Source organism: Kitasatospora sp. NPDC089509, from assembly GCF_044749365.1.
In the GTDB taxonomy this organism is placed as follows: Bacteria; Actinomycetota; Actinomycetes; order Streptomycetales; family Streptomycetaceae; genus Kitasatospora.
Genome location: NZ_JBIVHS010000003.1, coordinates 627,378 through 644,035 on the forward strand (window position 1 = coordinate 627,378; position 16,658 = coordinate 644,035).

The 16,658-nt window shown below is 73.2% G+C and carries 12 protein-coding genes; 7 read left to right on the forward strand and 5 right to left on the reverse strand.

Features of this window, described 5'->3' with window-relative positions; translation table 11 throughout:
- Positions 1-20: 20 nt before the first annotated feature.
- The gene (locus ACIP4P_RS09210; RefSeq protein ID WP_400916243.1) at positions 21-2,990 is read right to left on the reverse strand and encodes an AAA family ATPase; all 2,970 of its coding nucleotides are present in this window, start codon (positions 2,988-2,990) and stop codon (positions 21-23) included.
- A 119-nt stretch (positions 2,991-3,109) separates the two neighbouring features.
- Between ACIP4P_RS09210 and ACIP4P_RS09215 the strand changes: the two genes are divergently transcribed.
- Both ACIP4P_RS09215 and ACIP4P_RS09220 read left to right on the forward strand, forming a co-directional pair.
- Complete coding sequence (locus ACIP4P_RS09215; RefSeq protein WP_400916245.1) at positions 3,110-3,664, forward strand: TetR family transcriptional regulator; 555 nt, start codon at positions 3,110-3,112, stop codon at positions 3,662-3,664.
- 240 nt (positions 3,665-3,904) lie between these two features.
- The gene (locus ACIP4P_RS09220) at positions 3,905-4,282 is read left to right on the forward strand and encodes a nuclear transport factor 2 family protein (protein ID WP_400916246.1); all 378 of its coding nucleotides are present in this window, start codon (positions 3,905-3,907) and stop codon (positions 4,280-4,282) included.
- A gap of 78 nt (positions 4,283-4,360) precedes the next feature.
- Here the strand turns inward: ACIP4P_RS09220 and ACIP4P_RS09225 are convergent, their stop codons facing one another.
- From ACIP4P_RS09225 to ACIP4P_RS09235, 3 genes are all read right to left on the reverse strand, one after another.
- Positions 4,361-4,792, reverse strand: coding sequence for a VOC family protein (locus ACIP4P_RS09225; RefSeq protein ID WP_400916248.1), 432 nt, complete (start codon positions 4,790-4,792; stop codon positions 4,361-4,363).
- 435 nt (positions 4,793-5,227) lie between these two features.
- Positions 5,228-6,772 (reverse strand): caspase domain-containing protein, encoded by a 1,545-nt coding sequence (locus ACIP4P_RS09230; RefSeq protein WP_400916428.1) that lies wholly within the window; start codon positions 6,770-6,772, stop codon positions 5,228-5,230.
- Positions 6,723-7,067 carry a hypothetical protein gene (locus ACIP4P_RS09235; protein ID WP_400916250.1) on the reverse strand — a complete coding sequence of 115 codons (345 nt, stop codon included), beginning with the start codon at positions 7,065-7,067 and terminating at the stop codon, positions 6,723-6,725. The genes ACIP4P_RS09230 and ACIP4P_RS09235 overlap by 50 nt, the downstream gene beginning before the upstream one ends.
- A gap of 303 nt (positions 7,068-7,370) precedes the next feature.
- Between ACIP4P_RS09235 and ACIP4P_RS09240 the strand changes: the two genes are divergently transcribed.
- From ACIP4P_RS09240 to ACIP4P_RS09260, 5 genes are all read left to right on the forward strand, one after another.
- Positions 7,371-8,753, forward strand: a complete 1,383-nt coding sequence (locus ACIP4P_RS09240; RefSeq protein WP_400916252.1) for a hypothetical protein — start codon at positions 7,371-7,373, stop codon at positions 8,751-8,753.
- A 437-nt stretch (positions 8,754-9,190) separates the two neighbouring features.
- On the forward strand, positions 9,191-9,412 hold the full coding sequence (locus ACIP4P_RS09245; RefSeq protein ID WP_400916253.1) for a hypothetical protein: 222 nt from the start codon (positions 9,191-9,193) through the stop codon (positions 9,410-9,412).
- Positions 9,413-9,581: 169 nt separating this feature from the next.
- On the forward strand, positions 9,582-12,992 hold the full coding sequence (locus ACIP4P_RS09250; RefSeq protein ID WP_400916255.1) for a type 2 lanthipeptide synthetase LanM family protein: 3,411 nt from the start codon (positions 9,582-9,584) through the stop codon (positions 12,990-12,992).
- Positions 12,989-15,325, forward strand: a complete 2,337-nt coding sequence (locus ACIP4P_RS09255) for a peptidase domain-containing ABC transporter (RefSeq protein ID WP_400916257.1) — start codon at positions 12,989-12,991, stop codon at positions 15,323-15,325. The genes ACIP4P_RS09250 and ACIP4P_RS09255 overlap by 4 nt, the downstream gene beginning before the upstream one ends.
- Before the next feature lie 94 nt (positions 15,326-15,419).
- A complete protein-coding gene (locus ACIP4P_RS09260) occupies positions 15,420-15,614 on the forward strand; it encodes a hypothetical protein (protein ID WP_400916259.1) in 195 nt (64 codons plus the stop codon).
- Positions 15,615-15,731: 117 nt separating this feature from the next.
- Here ACIP4P_RS09260 and ACIP4P_RS09265 read toward each other — a convergent pair whose 3' ends face one another.
- Positions 15,732-16,469: a FadR/GntR family transcriptional regulator gene (locus ACIP4P_RS09265; protein ID WP_400916430.1), complete on the reverse strand. Its 738-nt coding sequence runs from the start codon at positions 16,467-16,469 to the stop codon at positions 15,732-15,734.
- Between the last annotated feature and the right edge of the window lie 189 nt (positions 16,470-16,658).

Below are 16,658 nucleotides of genomic sequence, written 5' to 3' on the forward strand. Positions count from 1 at the left end.
CACGAGGTACCGAAGGCTCCTCAGCGGGAACCCGCGGATCGGATGCTGTGCTCTGCGGGGTGGTGGTCGAGCCTGGTGAGGGCGTCGCGCAGGGCGGCGCGGGTGGTGACGCCGAGCTTGGGGAAGACGCGGTAGAGGTGGGCGCCGACGGTGCGGGGGGAGAGCCGGATGCGTTCGCCGATCTCCTTGTTGGTCAGGCCGCCGGCGGCGAGTTCGGCGACGCGCAGCTCCTGCCAGGTCAGCGGCACGGCGGCGGGCACGGCGGCGGGTATGGCGGCGGGCTGTGGGGCGGGCACGGCGGCGGGAGGGGCAGTGGGCACGGCGGCGGGCGGTGCGGTGTCGGTGGCGCGCAGTTCGGCGCGGGCCCGGGCGGCCCAGGCGGTGGCGCCGAGCCGTTCGAGCGTCTCGGCCGCCGGGGCGAGGACCGCCCGGGCCGCCGCGCCGCCGTGGCTGCGGCGTACCCGGGTGCCGTACGCCAGCCGGATGCGGGCCAGTTCGAACGGGTACCGGTCGGCCGCCGGGTCGGAGCGGACCCGGGCGTACAGGTCCGCGGCCTCGTCGTCGTCCTCGGCCGTGATCGCCAGCGCCCCGTAGGTGATCAGGGCCAGGCGGGGGGAGGTGTCGGGCAGTCCGGCGTCCCGGGCGGCGAGGGCGTGGGCGCGGGCCTGCTGGGTGCGGCCGGTGTGCAGGGCCGCCTCGACCAGGTCGAGGAGGGTACGCGACGCCTGGTGGTGGTAGGGCCGGAACGCACCCGGTGCGGTGATGCCGGTGGCGTGCAGGTACGCGGACTCGTGGTCGCCCGCCCCGAGGGCGGCGCTCGCGCCGGCGGCGTCCGCGAGCCCGGTCAGGAATCCGATGCCGCGCGGGCGGGCCCACGCGTCGACCTCGGCCCGCAGGTCGTGGGCTTCCCGGCTGCGGCCGCGGACGGCGGCGAGGTGGGCGAGGTAGGCCCGGGTCTGGTGGGCGAAGAGCTGGTTGTCGGCCTCGGTCGCCAGGGCGAGGGCGCGGTGGCCGGTGCGTTCCGCGGCGTCCCACTGACCGAGCGCGGTCTGGTCGAGCATGATCAGGTGCAGCATGACGATGCCGCTGGACGTGGCGCCGGTGTCCAGTTCCCGGTCCACGACCCGGTCCAGGTACGGGCGCAGCGGGCACAGTGCGTCGAGGTGGTGGGCCGAGACGGCGAGGCGGGTGACGTCCCAGGGGTCCTGGTTCTCCGGGTTCGCGGCGGCGCGTTCGATCCGCTCGGCCCAGCCGGAGCCGTGCCGGAGGACGTCGCTCCAGGTGTCGGCGTACATCCGGGCCCGTCCGGTGGCGAGGCCGCCCAGTGAGGCGAGGAGCTCGTGGGTGCGCCGCCAGGTGGTGCGGCTGCCGGCGTACTGGCTGGCGGCGAGCAGGAGGCTCACGAGGCGGTCGAGCATCGCGTCGTGGCGGTCGGGAGTGGGGCCGGCTGCCGCCTCGTCGCACTGCTGTCGGGGCAGCTGTCCGGGCTGCTCGTGGTGCTCGTGCCGATGGTGCTGCTGGAGCCGGTGGAGCCGTTCCACCGCCGCCGCGACCTGGCGGTGCACGGTCCGGACGGCGCCGTCGCGGTAGAGCGCGAGGTAGGCGTCGGCGAGGACGGCGGCGGGGTTGTCGTCCTCGCCGGGTACGGAGGCGGCCAGCGCGAGGCTGCGGGCCCGGCCGGGCCGGTCGGCCTGCCCGGCGACGTACGCCGCCTCACCGAGCCGCCGGGCCCGTTGCGCCCGGTCCTCGCTCAGTTCGGCGGCGCGGGTCAGCCAGGCCACGGCCATCCGCGCGCCGCCGCGCCGGGTCACCGACCGGGCGGCGGCTTCGAGGGCGGCGGCCACGCCCTCGTCGGGGTCGACGGTGGCGGCCGCCAGGTGGGTGGCGCGTCGTTCCGGGTCCTCGCGGTGGACGCGGGCCAACTGCCGGTGTGCGCACCGGCGTTGGTCGGGCGTGGCCAGCTGGACGACGCTGGAGCGCACCAGCGGGTGGCGGAAGACGAGGTGGCCGCCGGCCGGTTCGACGACCAGCAGGCCGCAGGCGAGTGCCTCGTCCACGTCGCGCATGCGGTAGCGCGCGGCCGGGGCGGGGCCGTCGCTCGGTCTGGCGGTCGCACCGTCGAGGGCGCCGGCGAGCAACTGTGCCCGGACGGCCGGGGCGAGGCGGGCCAGGCGGGTGGCGTAGATCTCCTGGATCCGCCGGGGCAGCGGTACGGGGTCCGGGCCGAGGAGGATGCCCGGTGCCGGGGTGTCCGGGCGGGCTTGGAGGTGGGCGGGCAGTTCGAGCAGGGCGAGCGGGTTGCCGCGGGCGGTGTCCAGCACGAGGGCGCGCAACTGCCTCTCCAGGCGGGGGTGGTGGTGGTCCAGCAGGCGGGTGGCGTCGGTGTCGGTGAGTGCGCCGATCGGCGCCTCGGGCAGCGCGGCGGTGTCGAAGCGGGAGGCGGTGTCGCCGCGGACGGCCACCAGCAGTCGGACGCCGGGCCGGCCGGCCAGTCGACGGCCGACGAACCCGCAGACGTCGGCGCTGGCGTCGTCCAGCCACTGGCCGTCGTCGAGGACGAGCAGCAGCGGCTGCCGCGCGGCGGCCGCGGAGAGCAGGTCGAGCACGGCGATGCCGAGGGCCATGACGGAGGGCGGCGGGCCGTCCGTCCGGCCGAAGTCGGTCCCGAAGTCGGTCCCGATGGCGGTCCCGAAGACGGCCCCGAAGACGGCCCGGGCGGCGGGGTTCAGTCCCGGGCCGGGGTGGGCGCCGTCCGGGAGTAGGGGGTAGAGGAGTTGGTGCAGCCCGGCGTGGGGCAGGTCGGCCTCCGCCTCGACGCCGGTCGCGCGGATCACCAACTGGCCTTCCTCGGAAGCGAGTTGTGCCGCCAGGTCGAGCAAGGCGCTCTTGCCGACGCCGGCCTCGCCCCTGAGTACCAGGGCCTGTCCGCCCGGCGCCCGGACGAACGCGGCCAGCCGTGCCCGTTCGCCGTCCCGACCGACCATCACCATGCCCGGCTCCACGCCCGGTCCCCTCCCTGCACCCCCCGCCGTATTCAACTGGACGGTTAGTTGATTAGATTGTGCTCAGGTCAAACTGTCAAGTAAACGGTTAGTTAGGAGCTGGGTGCATGGAGCGTGACGCCGAGGCGACCAGACGCAGACTCGTCGCGGCCGGCCGGGCCGAGTTCGCCGCACACGGACTGAACGGGGCCAGAGTCGACCGCATCGCCGCCGCCGCGCGGAGCAACAAGGCGCAGATCTACCACTACTTCGGTAACAAGGCCGGGCTGTTCGACGCCGTCTGGGACGAACTCGTCGAGCAGATCGTGGTCGGCGTACCGCTCGACGTGGACGACCTGCCCGGCTTCGCGGCCGGCCTGAGCGACCTCTACGCGCAGTTCCCGGACATCCCGCGGATCGTCACCTGGCAGCGCCTGGAACGCGGCGAGGCGCTCAACGACCTCGGGGTCGCCGAGGTGCGGGAGCGGACCGCCGCCGTCGCCCGGGCGCAGGCCGGGGGCCGGGTCTCGACCCGCTTCGAACCCGAGATCCTGTTCCCCCTGCTCGCCCACCTCGCGATGCTGTGGGCCGCCGCCAACCCGGAGGTGCTGACCGTCGTCGACCTCGACGACCGCGCGCGCCGGGACGCCGTACGCCGCATCGCCGCCGCCCTGGTCGAGTGAGCCCGCCCGGCCGCCGCCCCGCCCGCGCCGCCTGAAGCCCGGCGCTGAAGCCCGGCGCGGGAAGTCGGCGGGGCCGACTCCCTGCGCAGCGTCAACCGTGCGGACGGGCACCGGGCTCCCGTCGCCACAGCCGGGTCCGCTGTGGCGACGGGAGCCCGGTGAGGTCGCCGGGACGGTCCACCGCGACCGGAAGGCGGCCTGCGGGACGAGCGCACGCGAAACGGCTGGTATTACTAGGGCATGCAGGAAGAGATTGCACGCTCCGCGATCGACACGTTCATCTCCGCGTTCAACGCCTCGGACGACAGCTATGTGACCGCCCTGCTCTCCCAGGCCCTGACCTCGGACGTGGTCTTCTGGGGGCCGTTGGGCCGCAGCGAGGGAATCGCGGCGGTCGAGCGGTTCGTGCTGGAGCTCCGGCGCCACCCGGCGGGGCCCGGCACGATGGCGCGCTTCTCGGAGGTGGACATGCCCGACGAGTGGGCCCGCTACCAGTGGGTCTTCACCACGCCGGACGGAGGTCCCCACCTCGCGGGAACGGACGTCGTCCACCTGCGGCGCAGCCTCATCGACCAGGTCATCGTCTTCGCGGGCGAGATCAAACCGTCCGCTTCCTGAGCCGTCCGGCTGAGGTGACCAGCCGGACGTTCGCCCGAGCACGTGGCAGGCCGTGAACCCCGCGGTCCCGGTGGAGGATCAGGCGAGGCAGAACTCGTTGCCCTCGATGTCCTGCATCGTGATGCACGACTCGTTGACGCCATCGGCGCGCTGGGTCAGCACGTGCTTCGCGCCGAGCGCCGTCAGCCGTGCGCATTCGGCCTCCAGTGTGGCCAGGCGCTCGTCACCCACGAGCCCGACGCCGGCCCGCACATCGAGATGCACCCGGTTCTTGACGACCTTGCCTTCGGGAACCCGCTGGAAGAGCAGGCGCGGGGCCACACCCGAGGGATCGGTACACGCGAAGTAGACCGCATCCTCGGGCGGCAGCGAGCGGAAGCACTCCTCCCACGTGGCAAAGCCCTCCGGGACCGCCGGCAGGACGTACCCCAGCACCTCGCACCAGAAGGCGGCGAGGCGCACAGGGTCCGCGCAGTCGAAGGTCACTTGGAACTGCTTGATCGTAGACATCGGCGCACCATTGCAGGGGCCCTGCTCATCTCCGCAGGTCGGGAGGCCCGCACGCCGTCGGGAGGGCCGGCCGGCGGGGCGAGGCGAGAGCGCTTGCGTGCGGTGGGTTCAGTGCCGGCGGTCGGGCAGGGCGGTGTGGAGGCGGTAGCCGCCGTCCGGGGTGGGGCCGGTGGTCAAGCTGCCGCCGAGGTCCTCGCCCCGGGGCGGGGCATCCGCCGATGCCCCGCCCCGGGGTCGCGCGCGAGTCGTCTCATGGACACTGCGCTTCCCTGGGCGTTCTGGGGCCGGGACGTATGGACCGATCTCTGCATCGACCGCGAATGTCCGGTGTCGAAGAACATGGAGAGTAGGGTGGTTCTGATTTGCAACTCGCCAGATTTGGAAGACGGATCGGAAATGCCGGGCTCCGGGATCATGGCGCTTCTGAAGGTCCCGCTATAGCTTCTCCATCCACCACTTGTCGTTCTCCACCGCGCTCTCTGCGAAGGCGGATATCGCGCTTTTCAGGTCGAGACGGCGGGGATGGGGCAGCGGGCCGAGCGCGCACACGGGTACCCAGCAATCCTTGTCCCGGCGCTCGGGGTTAGTGCAGACCGCGGGAAGCTGGGCATCGAGTGGCCACCCGGCGGGACGGAGGCGGACTGCGGGGAAGCCGTTCGTTGGCTCGTGCAGCTTCACATGGAGCGCGAGTAACCGGTGTTCACCCCACCCGTCTATGCGTCCGATCGGTTGGTCGCTGTATCGGACGCCGACCCTGGCGATTGAAGTCCACGGGATTCGCTGGTGCCCGGACGAGTCTGTGGTGGTGATGCCGTCCTGGTCGATGAGCAGCTTCCTGGGCTGCATCCGCCTTCTCAACTGCCAACGCCCGTACCGCGCCACGCATAACGGGATGTAAATTGAGCCGGCCAGCGCCATGAGCAGGAGCTGCACTTGCGATGACCAGCCGCTGAGGTACTTGCCCCACCAGAAGGCGGCCGTGAAAGAGAGAACGCCGACGCCGAAGATAGGCCACTGTAGCCAGCCTTCGCGCCACTTACTTTGAGGGTCCTCGCCGCCGGACCAGGACTGCTCGAAAAGCGCCGCGTCGAGCGGAGATTCAGCGGGGCGCGTGCCGGTTCTGGAGACCGGGACGACCGCCGACCGTTGCCAAGAGGTCGCGGGGGCTGTGGAGTCTGACTCCGTGCCGCGTGCTGCCTGGTTGATGGCGAAGGGAAGGTTTCCGGCGGTGTCAGTGCCGCGTTGGTAGGGGGCGGGCAGGCCCTTGGCCCGCAGTCGGGCGCGGAGTTCTGGGTAGATGTTGTTGAGGGTCAAGGGGGAAGGTTTGCCGGGGATGCCTTCGCGAATGAGCTCGCAAAGCTCGCCGGTGAAGGAGGTGGGGGCCGTTTCCTGCTGGTCGCGGGGTGGGACGTGTGCGGTGCGGTTGCGTGTAGTGGCGGTCAATGTGTAGACGCCCTGCACATGCGTGATGTCGGCCAGTGCTTCGTCCCCCGTCAGGGCTTCGATGGCCTGGCCCGCGAAGCAGCAGTCGAGGATCGCGACTCGAGCGCGCGCTGGGCTGTCGCGGAGCACGTCGGCGAGATCGCCCCAGGCTAGACCGGTGATCTTCGGACGGTCTTGGCGGGTGTTAGGCAGTGCTAGGCATAGTTCTCCACGGGTGGACAGCGTGCCGTGACCGACGAAGTAGACGAGCAGGACGCCGGTGGTGGCCTCGGCCATGTCTGCGATCTTGCCGGTCAGGTCAGTGGCCGTCAGCGGGTTCAGTATCAGGGTGACCCGGTCCGACGACCAGCCGCCCAGGGTGGGATCACACAGTACGTCGCGCATAGCACGCAAGCTGTTGCGAACCGCGAGGAGCTGGGGGAACTCGGGGTGCTCGTAGTCTGATACGCCGATGAGCACGGCATGTGAAACGCCGAGCGCCGATCGTTCAGTCCCCATCACCGATCCGCAGGACTTGTTCCAGCAGTGGTGCGACATCGCCAACGGTCTCAATGTCCAGGGTGACTGAGCGCCCTTCGGCCTCGACCGTGATCTTCGCCGACGTCCGCCGGGTCTTCAACCAGGTGACCAATGCCGAGGCGAGCACGGACCCTGCGCCGCCGGCTCCCAGGGCCACGGTCAGCAACTCGACGGCTGAGCCCAGATCGGTCTCCCCGATCGGCCCGAAGACAGTCCGCACATGCCCTCGCAGCCCCTCCTCGCCGCTGAGCCACTCGCTCAGCGCCAGCAAGCCGTCGGTATCCCCTGGCTCAATACTGATCCTCGCGTCCAACTCTCCGTCTCCTACCGTCAGTAGACATCGGATTCTTCCAGGAACTGGCCCATCCACAAGGCCACATGACATGGCGGCAGAACTTATGTGACACCAAGCGACGCCCGTGTGCACAGGCTCGCTCCAGCCGTCAAGCCCTACCGCCAGGCCGACCGGGTCCTCAAGCGCAGTGAGACGGGACAGCGTCGCGGGCACCTCGGCTTCGGTTGGGCGGAGGCTGTCGGCGGCGGTTTGTAGGGTGCCCGCGTGAACATCGATGATCTTTCTTGGCAGGCGCGCAACCATGGTGGCGTCAACCCACGGATGGTGCGGACCCTCCTCGACCTGGGGCAGGTGGAACTGCTGATCCGGGCGGCACGGGAGCGTGGGGACTGGAACTGTGCGGAGGCGGCGGCCCGGGAGTTGTGCGCGGCCGGGGAGTTCGATCGGGCGCTGGCCGTGGTGGACCCGTTCACGGATATCGGGTGGCGGGCCGCCGAGTGGGTCGCGGCCGAGATCATGATCCGCCGGGGCGAGGGCGACGAGGCACTCGCGATGGTGCGCCCGGACCCCGCCGAGCTGGGCGACGGCCACGTGTGCGCCCGCTACGCCGAGCTGCTGGCGAAGGCCGGACGGGTGGAGGAGGCCGTCGACGTGCTCACGCCCCATCTCGGGCAGTACTGGCTCCGCTCCCACCTCGTCGAGATCACCGAAGGTCAGGGTCACGACGACCTGGTCCTGGACGTACTCACGCGGGAGGCCGAGCGACTGGAGGCCATCGAGAGCGCGGCGTGCCGACGATGCGGCGGGGACTGCGAAACGGGCCGAATGGAACTCTGGCACGTGCTGCTCCTGACCTCCCGGGTGCTGGAGCGGGCCGGGCGCACGGACGAGGCCGTCGCGGTCCTGCGCGCCGAGAGGGCCTCGGGCCGACGACACCCCGGCAACTTCCCCGAGTACTACGCGGAGCTCCTCGCCCGGCAGGGCCTGATCGATGAACTGAGGGCTCTCGCCGCCGAAGACCACCGCTCGGCCCTCGACGTGTATGCGAAGGCACTGGAGGACGCGGGGCGGGCGGACGAGGCGGAGACCGTGCTGCTCGACGGGATCAAGACCCACGACCATCCGAAGGACCGAGCGGCGCTGATGCGTCTGCTCGTCCGTCAGGGGAGGCTCGACGAGGCCGTCGAGACCGGCCGGCCCACCTACGAGTACTACGACTGCTGGAACTTCCTCCAGTGGGCGCTGGAACTGCTCGTCGAGGACGGCCGCCCCGGCCGGGCACTCGAACTCCTGGACGCCCGCACCGACGAATACGTCAAGGAGCACCCGGACCAGGTTCGCTCCCTGAGGCTCTGGCTACTGAGCGAGGCCGGCCGCTACAAGGAGGGCATCGCGGAGGCCACCGCCCTCAACGAGCAGGAGCCGGGCGAGTGGGACACCGCGCTCGCACAGCTGCTGGAGCAGGACGGCCGGCTGGAGGAAGCCCTCGCACTGCTCCGCTCCTCCACCCACAACCTGGCCCGCCACGACGTGCCCGACATGCTCATCAGGCACGGCCGCCCGGCCGAGGCCCTCGACTCCATCCCCACGATCGCCGAGAGCCGCGCCGCCGCCGAACGGCGGGAGCGGGAGGCGGCGGAGCGGCGAGAGCAGGACGATCCCTGGGCCGCTACGGGCTGGTTCAGTGTGGAGCCCCCGTTCTAGCCAGGGGTGCTGCGGTCAAAGTTCGGTGAGACTGGTCAAACCAACTTGAGATAGTCAGCAGCCGTGCGGACGGAAGCGGCGGCCGTGCCCCGCACGGCGGCGACAGCGGCCCCGGTGCGGCCCCGGTGCGGCCCCGGTGCGGCCCCGGTGCGGCCCCGGTGCGGGCCCGGGCGATGTGGCCTACCCGCCCGGACCCGCACGGCATTCACGCGTCGCTGCCCCCTCCCCTCCTGGGAGGCAGGGACGCGTGAGGTCTTCGAGGCGGGCCGCAGCACCGACCGCCGGCGCCCACGACGCCTCACGGCGTGCGCGGACGGCCACGAGGCGGGGCTCAGCCTCTCCCGCACCGAGCGAGTCCGGTAACCCCCGGACCGGCCGCTCCCGATCGGCCACCCGGCCACTCCCGACGGGCCACCCGGCCAGTCCCGGACGCCCCGATGCCCGGCGGCGAGGCCGCCGGCGAGCCGCGCCCGGCCCTGATGGTCCTCGGCGAAGGCGCCGGCTGGATCGCAGAGCGGCGCACCGAGGTCGTCGACGGCGTCCAGGTGGCGGCCGTCGTCCTCCAGGACGGGCCGGTCACGCGCACGGCCTTCGGTGTGAGCCACTGCGACCCGGCGGGTGGCGGACGTGGCAAAGAGCAATTCCGGTACGACAGTTGACGCACAGTCTGATCGTGGGCAGACTCCTGGCTGTCAGCTGAGATGTATGGCCATAAGTCTTTCTACCATCTCCGCTCATCGTATGACGACACTTCCCCGGCGGTCCGTCCCCGGCCGCCGGCCCGGTCGTCGAGCCCTCCGCCACGCCCGCCAGGTGAGGAGCACCCGCATGCCCGCTGAGACGCCGAAGGCCGCCCCGATCGCGGCCGCCCCGTGGCAGCGCCCGGACGCCGCTCCGCTGACCGGGAGTTGGTGGGCACGCGGGCTGTGGCTGGGGGAGCGGCTGGCGGCCGCCGGGGCGCCTCCCGAACTCGCGGACGGCACGCCGGCGGAGGGTGGTCCCGCCTGGCGGGCGGCCCGTCGCCTGGCGCGTTGGCGAGCGGCGTTCCCGGACCACGCCGACGACACCGCCGCCGCGCAGGCGCAGGTGTTCGGCACCGACCCGGAGCTGCTGCACCGGCTGCTCGCCGAGCATCCGGACAGCCTCGCGGCGCGGGCGGCCAAGCCCGCCTGGGCGGTGTTCGTGGAGGAGGTCATGGCCCGCGCCGCGCAGCCCGTCAGCGTCACTGCCGACGGACACCACCGTCCCCATACCCGCCGGGACGACACCGAGGGGGGCTGGTTCCGGGGCTTCGCGGCCGTCGTCGAGCCGTTCCTCGCCGAGGCGCGCCGGTTGGTCCGCAGCTCGCCCGCCCTGGCCGACCCCGCCGTCCGCACCGTGCTCGACGTCGAAGCGGTCGTCCGTTCACTGACCGGCGTGCTGCGCGACCAGCTGCTCCAACTGCTCGGGCGGGCGCTGGTGTTGGAGCTCCACGTGGCCCGGCTGTCGGATCAGCTGACCGGCGCGACGGCCGAGGAGCGGTTCCGTTCGTTCGTGGCCCTGCAGTGCGAACCGGGCCGACTCGCGGCACTGTTCGACGAGTACGCCGTGCTGGCCCGGCTGGTTGCCGGCGCCACCGTCGACACCGCCCAGGCGTACGCCGAGTTCGTCGCCCGTTTCGTCGAGGACCGCCCGTTGCTGGTGGACCGGATGTTCGGCGGGGCCGACCCGGGAGTGCTCACCGAGGTGCGGACGGGTGGCGGCGACGCCCACGAGGCGAGCCGCTCGGTCGCGCTGCTGCGCTTCGGCTCCGGTGCCCGACTGGTGTACAAACCACGGCCGTTGGCCATCCATGAGCACTTCAACGAGGTGGTGGACTGGTTCAACGCGGCGCTGCCCGGGCTCGGCCTGCGCACGGTCGGCGTGCTGGACCGGGGGGAGTACGGCTGGACCGAGTTCGTCGAGCCGGCCGGCTGCGCGGACCAGGCTGCGGCCGAGCGGTTCTACCACCGCCAGGGGGCGCTGCTCGCGCTGCTGTACGCGCTGGCCGCGACCGACTTCCACTACGAGAACGTGATCGCCGTCGGCGACCAGCCGGTCGCCGTGGACCTGGAGTCCGTCCTCCACGCCGACGTGCTGCGGCTGACCGGGAGCCCGCTGGTCGACGGCGATCCCGCGCAGCGGATGCTCGCGGAGTCGGTCCAGCGGGTCGGCCTGCTGCCGACCCTGCTGGTGGGTGAGGGCGGCGTGGCACTGGACGTCGGCGGGATGGGTGGCGACAAGGGGACGGTACTGCCGTTCACATCGGTGGCGTGGGAGGGGCGGGGCACCGACGAGATGCGCCTGGCCCGGGTACGGCAGACCTTCGCCGGAAGCCAGAACCGGCCCACCCTGGACGGGCGCGACCTCGACCCGGCGAGCTACCTGGACGCGCTGCGGGCCGGGTTCCGGGCCGGCTACCGGGCGATCGCGGACGGCCGGGAGCACCTGCTCGCGGAGGGGGGCCCGCTGGACAGGTTCGCGGACGACACCGCCCGGACCATCGTCCGCGCCACCCGCACTTATGCGCAGCTCCTGAGCGAGAGCACCCACCCGGACGCCACCCGGGACGCGCTCGACCGCGACCGGCTGCTCGGGCTGCTCTTCGCACAGTCCGTGGACGACCCGGCCCACTGGCCGCTGCTCCGGGAGGAGGCCGAGGACCTGTGGGCCGGGGACGTGCCGCTGTTCCGTTCGACGGTCGGCTCGCGGGACCTGCGGACGCACCGGGGCACCGTGCTGCCGGCGGTCCTGCCGGAGTCCGGCCTGGAGCGGGCCCGGCGGATCGTGAGCGGGATGGGCGAGCGCGACCTCGCCGTCCAGGACTGGATCATCACGGCGGCTTTCGCCGCCCGGGCGGCGGAGCAGCGGCCGGGCGGCACCGCCGGCCTCCCCGGCGCCTCCGCTGCCTCCGTCTCCGCCACCGAACGGCCGTCGGCCGGTTCGGAGCCGGCCGGTTCGGGCCCGGCCCGCCGTGGCGGATCCGTCGCCGAGCGGGCCCTGCGGCAGGCGGGGCTGGTCGCCGACCGGCTGGCCGACAGCGCCTGGAGCGAGGGCGAGCGGGTCGGCTGGCTCGGGCTCGACCTGGCGCAGGACCAGTGGCGGGTGGTCGGGCTGCGGGACGACCTCTACAACGGCTATCCCGGTATCGCGCTGTTCTTCGCGCAGCTGGCCCGGGTGACCGGCGACGACACGTACGCGAGCCGGGCCCGGCGGATCCTCGCGCCCTTCCCCGCGCACCTGGCGCGGCGGCGTGGTTCGATTCGCACCTGGGGCGCGTTCAACGGCCTGACCGGCCTGGCCTACGCACTGGACTGCACCGCCGAACTGCTCGGCGAACGCGCGATCGCGGCACCGGTACCGGAGCTGCTCTCGGCCGCCGGCCGGGCCGCCGGTGCGGACGGGCAACTCGACGTGATCGGTGGCGCCGCCGGCTGCCTGGCGGTGGCCGAGGCCCTGGCGAGCCGGTACGGAGGCGTCGCCGAGGACCTCGCCGCCTCGTGCGCGGCCGTACTGCTCCGGCAGGCCGAGACCCAGCCGGACGGCCTGCCGGGCGTGGTCGCCCGGCGCACCCCGACGGCCGCCGGGCGGCCGCTGCTGGGGATGTCGCACGGCGTCGGCGGGATCGGCTGGGTGCTGCTGCGGCACGCCGCCCGCACCGGCGACGCCGCCGCGCTGCGCACGGGCCGGAGCGCGCTCGCCCACGAGAACGCCGGCTTCGACGACGGCATCGACAACTGGCCGGACCACCGGGAGCAGGTGCCGCGCCCGTGGCAGCCGGCCCCGGACCCGCGGGCGGTCCACCACCTGCACGCCTGGTGCCACGGTGCGCCGGGGATCGGACTGCTGCGGGCCGGTCTGCCCGCCGAACTGCGGACACCCGAGGACGACCGTGCGCTGCGCCGGGCCGTGCGGTCCGCGGCCGCTGCGGGAGGCGTCGGCAACGACAGCCTGTGCCACGGCGACCTCGGCAACCTGGAGCTGTTCGCGGCGGCCGCCGCTGCCGGGATCACGGAGGCCGGCGCCGCCCACCGGCGGGCCTGCGCGGCGATCGTGGGCAGGATCGAGGAACGCGGCCCGGTCTGCGGCACTCCGGGCGGGATCGCCACGCCGGGGTTGATGGCCGGGCTGGCCGGGGTCGGGCACGGGCTGCTGCGGATCGCGGCCCCCGAGCTGGTCGCGCCGGTCCTGCTGCTCGCGCCGCAGGGGGCCGGGCGATGACCGTCCCCGAGGCGGCCGTTCCACCGCCGACCGCCGGGCGGGCAGCCGCGGCGCCGGGCCCGCGCCGCCGTCCGCGCCGCCGTCCGCGCGGCTACCGGGTCCCGCCCCGGCTGCAGTTCACCCGCGCCGAGTGCGCCGCCGCCTGCCTGGCGATGGTGCTCAGCCACCACGGCCGGGACACCTCGGTGGCACAGTGCCGTCCGATGCTTGGTACCGGGCGGGACGGCGCCTCGGTCGCGGCGCTGATGTCCGCGGCCGGGCAGTGCGGCCTGACGGCGGAGGTCGAGCACGGGCCCTCGGCGCTCGCCCGGCCGCTGGACGGTCCGGCGATCGCCTACCTGACGAAGCAGCATTTCGTGGTGGTCGAACGGGTGGACGGGCGCCGGGTGCGGTTCGTCGACCCGGCCGGCGGCCGACGGCAGATGACCCGGGCCGACTTCGACGAGGTCTTCGGCGACCTGGTGCTGCACCTGCGTCCGACCGAGGGTTTCGAGCGGCGACGCACCGCGCTCCGGGAGCGGCCGATGGTGCGGTACCTGCGCGAGTTCGTGGCGGCTCCCGGCGGCCGGGCGCTGCTCGGGCTCACCGTGCTGATCGCCGCGCTGCTCCAAGTGCTGGGCCTGACCGTACCGTTGCTCACCCGATCGGTGGTCGACTCGGTGCTGCCGGGGCACCGCACCGACCTGTTCGGAGTGCTCGGCGCGGGTGCGCTGGGGGTCGCCCTGCTCACCGGGGCGCTGACCGCGCTGCGCGCCCTGGCACTGCTGGCCCTGCGCCGGCGCGGTGACATGGCGCTGACCCGGAACTTCGTCGCCCACCTGTTCCGCCTGCCGCTGGACTTCTTCCTGGAACGCGGCCGCGGCGACCTGCTGATGCGGCTGTCCAGCGTCTCCAGCACCCGCGAGACGCTCACCCAGCAGCTGATGACCCTCGCGCTGGACGGCGCCCTGATGGCCGGCTACCTGATCGCGGTGGTGGCACTGCAGCCGCTCTACCTGCTCGCCGTCGCCCCGCTGTGCCTGGTGCAGCTGCTGCTGGTGGTCCGCGCCCACAGCCGGCTGCGGACCCTCGCCGGGCTCGAACTCGTCACCAGGTCCGACGAGCAGAGCTACCTGGTGGAGGCGCTGGAGGCGATCGTCCCGCTCAAGGCGAACGGGTTCGAGCAGCGCGCGGTGGAGCACTGGGAGCAGCTGTTCACCCGCTACCAGAACGCGATGGCACGGCGCGGACGGGCGGCCGCCTGGTTCGGCGGGGCGCAGCGCGGACTGCTGGCACTCGGACCGCTGCTGCTGCTCGGCGCCGGTGCGGGCCTGGTGATGAGCGGCCGGATGACGCTCGGCACGATGCTGGCCGCGAACAGCCTGGCGCTGTCCGTGCTGACACCACTGGAGACCCTCGGCAGCAGCGGGCAGCTCTACGTCGCGGTGAACGCGCAGGTGGAACGGCTCTTCGACGTCACCGACACACCGACGGAGACCGGTGGTCAGGTCCGGCTCCCCACTGCCCGTCCGACCGCGGTCACGGTCACCGGCCTGGCCTTCCGGTACCAGCGGAGCGGCCCGCCGGTGCTGAGCGGCATCGATCTGGACCTGCCCGCCGGGGGCAAGCTCGCCCTGGTGGGACGGACCGGCTCGGGCAAGAGCACGCTGGCGATGCTCCTGCTCGGCCTGCTGCGCGCATCCGAGGGGTCGGTGCGCCACGACGGGGTGCCCATCGAGCAACTGGACCTCGCCGACCTGCGCGCGCACTGCGGCGCCGTGCTGCAGGAGTTGAGCCTGTTCGGCGGCAGCATCCGGGAGAACCTGACGCTCGGCCGACCGGACGCGACGGACGAGGAGGTGGCCCGCGCGGCGCGGATCGCCGGGCTGCACGAGGACGTGATGGCCCTGCCGCGGCGCTACGGGACACCGGTCGGCGAGTCGGGCTCCGCCCTGTCGGCGGGCCAGCGGCAGCGGGTGGCGCTGGCCCGGGCGCTGGTGCACCGGCCGAGACTGCTGCTCCTGGACGAGGCGACCAGCCATCTCGATCCGCAGACCGAGCGTGAAGTGGACAGCGCGCTGGGCGAGTTGGCGGTCACCCGGATCGTGGTGTCGCACCGGCTGAACGCCGTGCGCAACGCGGACCGGATCCTGGTCCTGGACCGGGGCCGGATCGTCCAGCGCGGCCGGCACCACGAGCTGATCGCAACGGAGGGTGTCTACCGCCGACTGTTCGGACCGGCCGAGACCGCCACCGTGCCCGCCGGGGCGACCGTGCCCGCCGACGCCGACGCCGACGCCGACGCCGAAGCCGACACGGACACCGACGCCGCCCTGCCCGCCCCGCTCCCGTGACGCCGAGGGCCGGCTCCTGCGGAGGCGCATCGGCGCCCCGCCCCCGAACCCGGTCCGGCCGCCCCGGCCGACCGCTACCCGAAGGGACACCCAGATGAGCGACCACGAGATCGTCCGCGCCTGGAAGGACCCGGAGGCGGACCGCTCCGCCACCGGATACCCGCTCGGCGACCCGGACCTGACCGCGATCTTCGGCGGCGAAGAAATGATCACATGGGACGGCGGCTGCACCACCGTCTGGACCGTCAACGTCGGCTGCGGGAGCAACTCCTACGCCGGCCTCTGCTGACTCCGGACCACGTGCCCCCGGCCGCCACGGCCGGGGGCACCCGTCCGTGCGGGCCATCGACCGCCTGACTCCCGGCCAGCCCCCGTCCCCGGTACCCCCTGAGGCCCCCGAAGGGCGTCAGGCCAGGAACCCCCGCAGCAGCGAGGCCGTCGCGGCGAGGTGTTCCTCGGTGGCGCGCCGGGCGCCGTCGCCGTCGCCGTCGAGGATCGCCCGGACCATCGCCCGGTGCTGTTCGGCGGCGTGCTCGATGTTGCGTTCCAGCATGGGGATCGCGTTCAGCAGGTCGTTGAGGCGCATGCGGGCCCCGGTGATGGCGGCGGCGAGGGCGGGGGAGCCGGTGAGCTCGGCGATGGCGAGGTGGAAACGCGAGTCGAGCTGGCGGTACTGCTCCGCCGGGGCCGCGTCCAGTTCGGTCAGCCGCTCCTGGAGGTGGGCCCGCTGCTCGGCGGTCAGCGGGCGTCGGGCGGCGGCCTCGGCGGCCCCGACCTCCAGGACCTGCCGGTAGGTCAGCGCGTCCTCCAGTTCGCCGCCGAGGTCGCGCACGGCGCGGCGCAGGTCGGCGACGTCCGGTTCGGGCATCCGGTAGGTGACGAAGGTCCCGCCGTAGCGGCCGCGGCGGGCCTCGACGCAGTCGGCCTGCTGGAGCGTGCGCAGCGCCTCGCGCAGGGTCTCGCGGCTGACGCCGAGCCGGGCGGCGAGGTCGCGTTCGGCGGGCAGCCGGTCGCCGGGGCCGAAGACGCCGAGCTTGATCGCCTGGAGCAGCCGTTCGACGGTCTCCTCGAAGGCGTTGCCGGTCCGGATCGGGCGGAATATCGCCCCGGCCTCCCAGTCGAGCCGTGCCTGCTCGCGCGTCACGTCCACGTCCACGTCAACGTCCACGCCGCGAATCGTACCCGTGAACGGATCTGCCGCACTCGTTCCCGTCCCGCCCTTGACGCGGCCACCGTCCAGCCGGAACGATGCTGCTCACCCACCCAATGGTCTGACTTTAGACCATTGACGAGCCGTCAGACCGTCGAACCCGCCGGGGCGGGTGCGCCACGC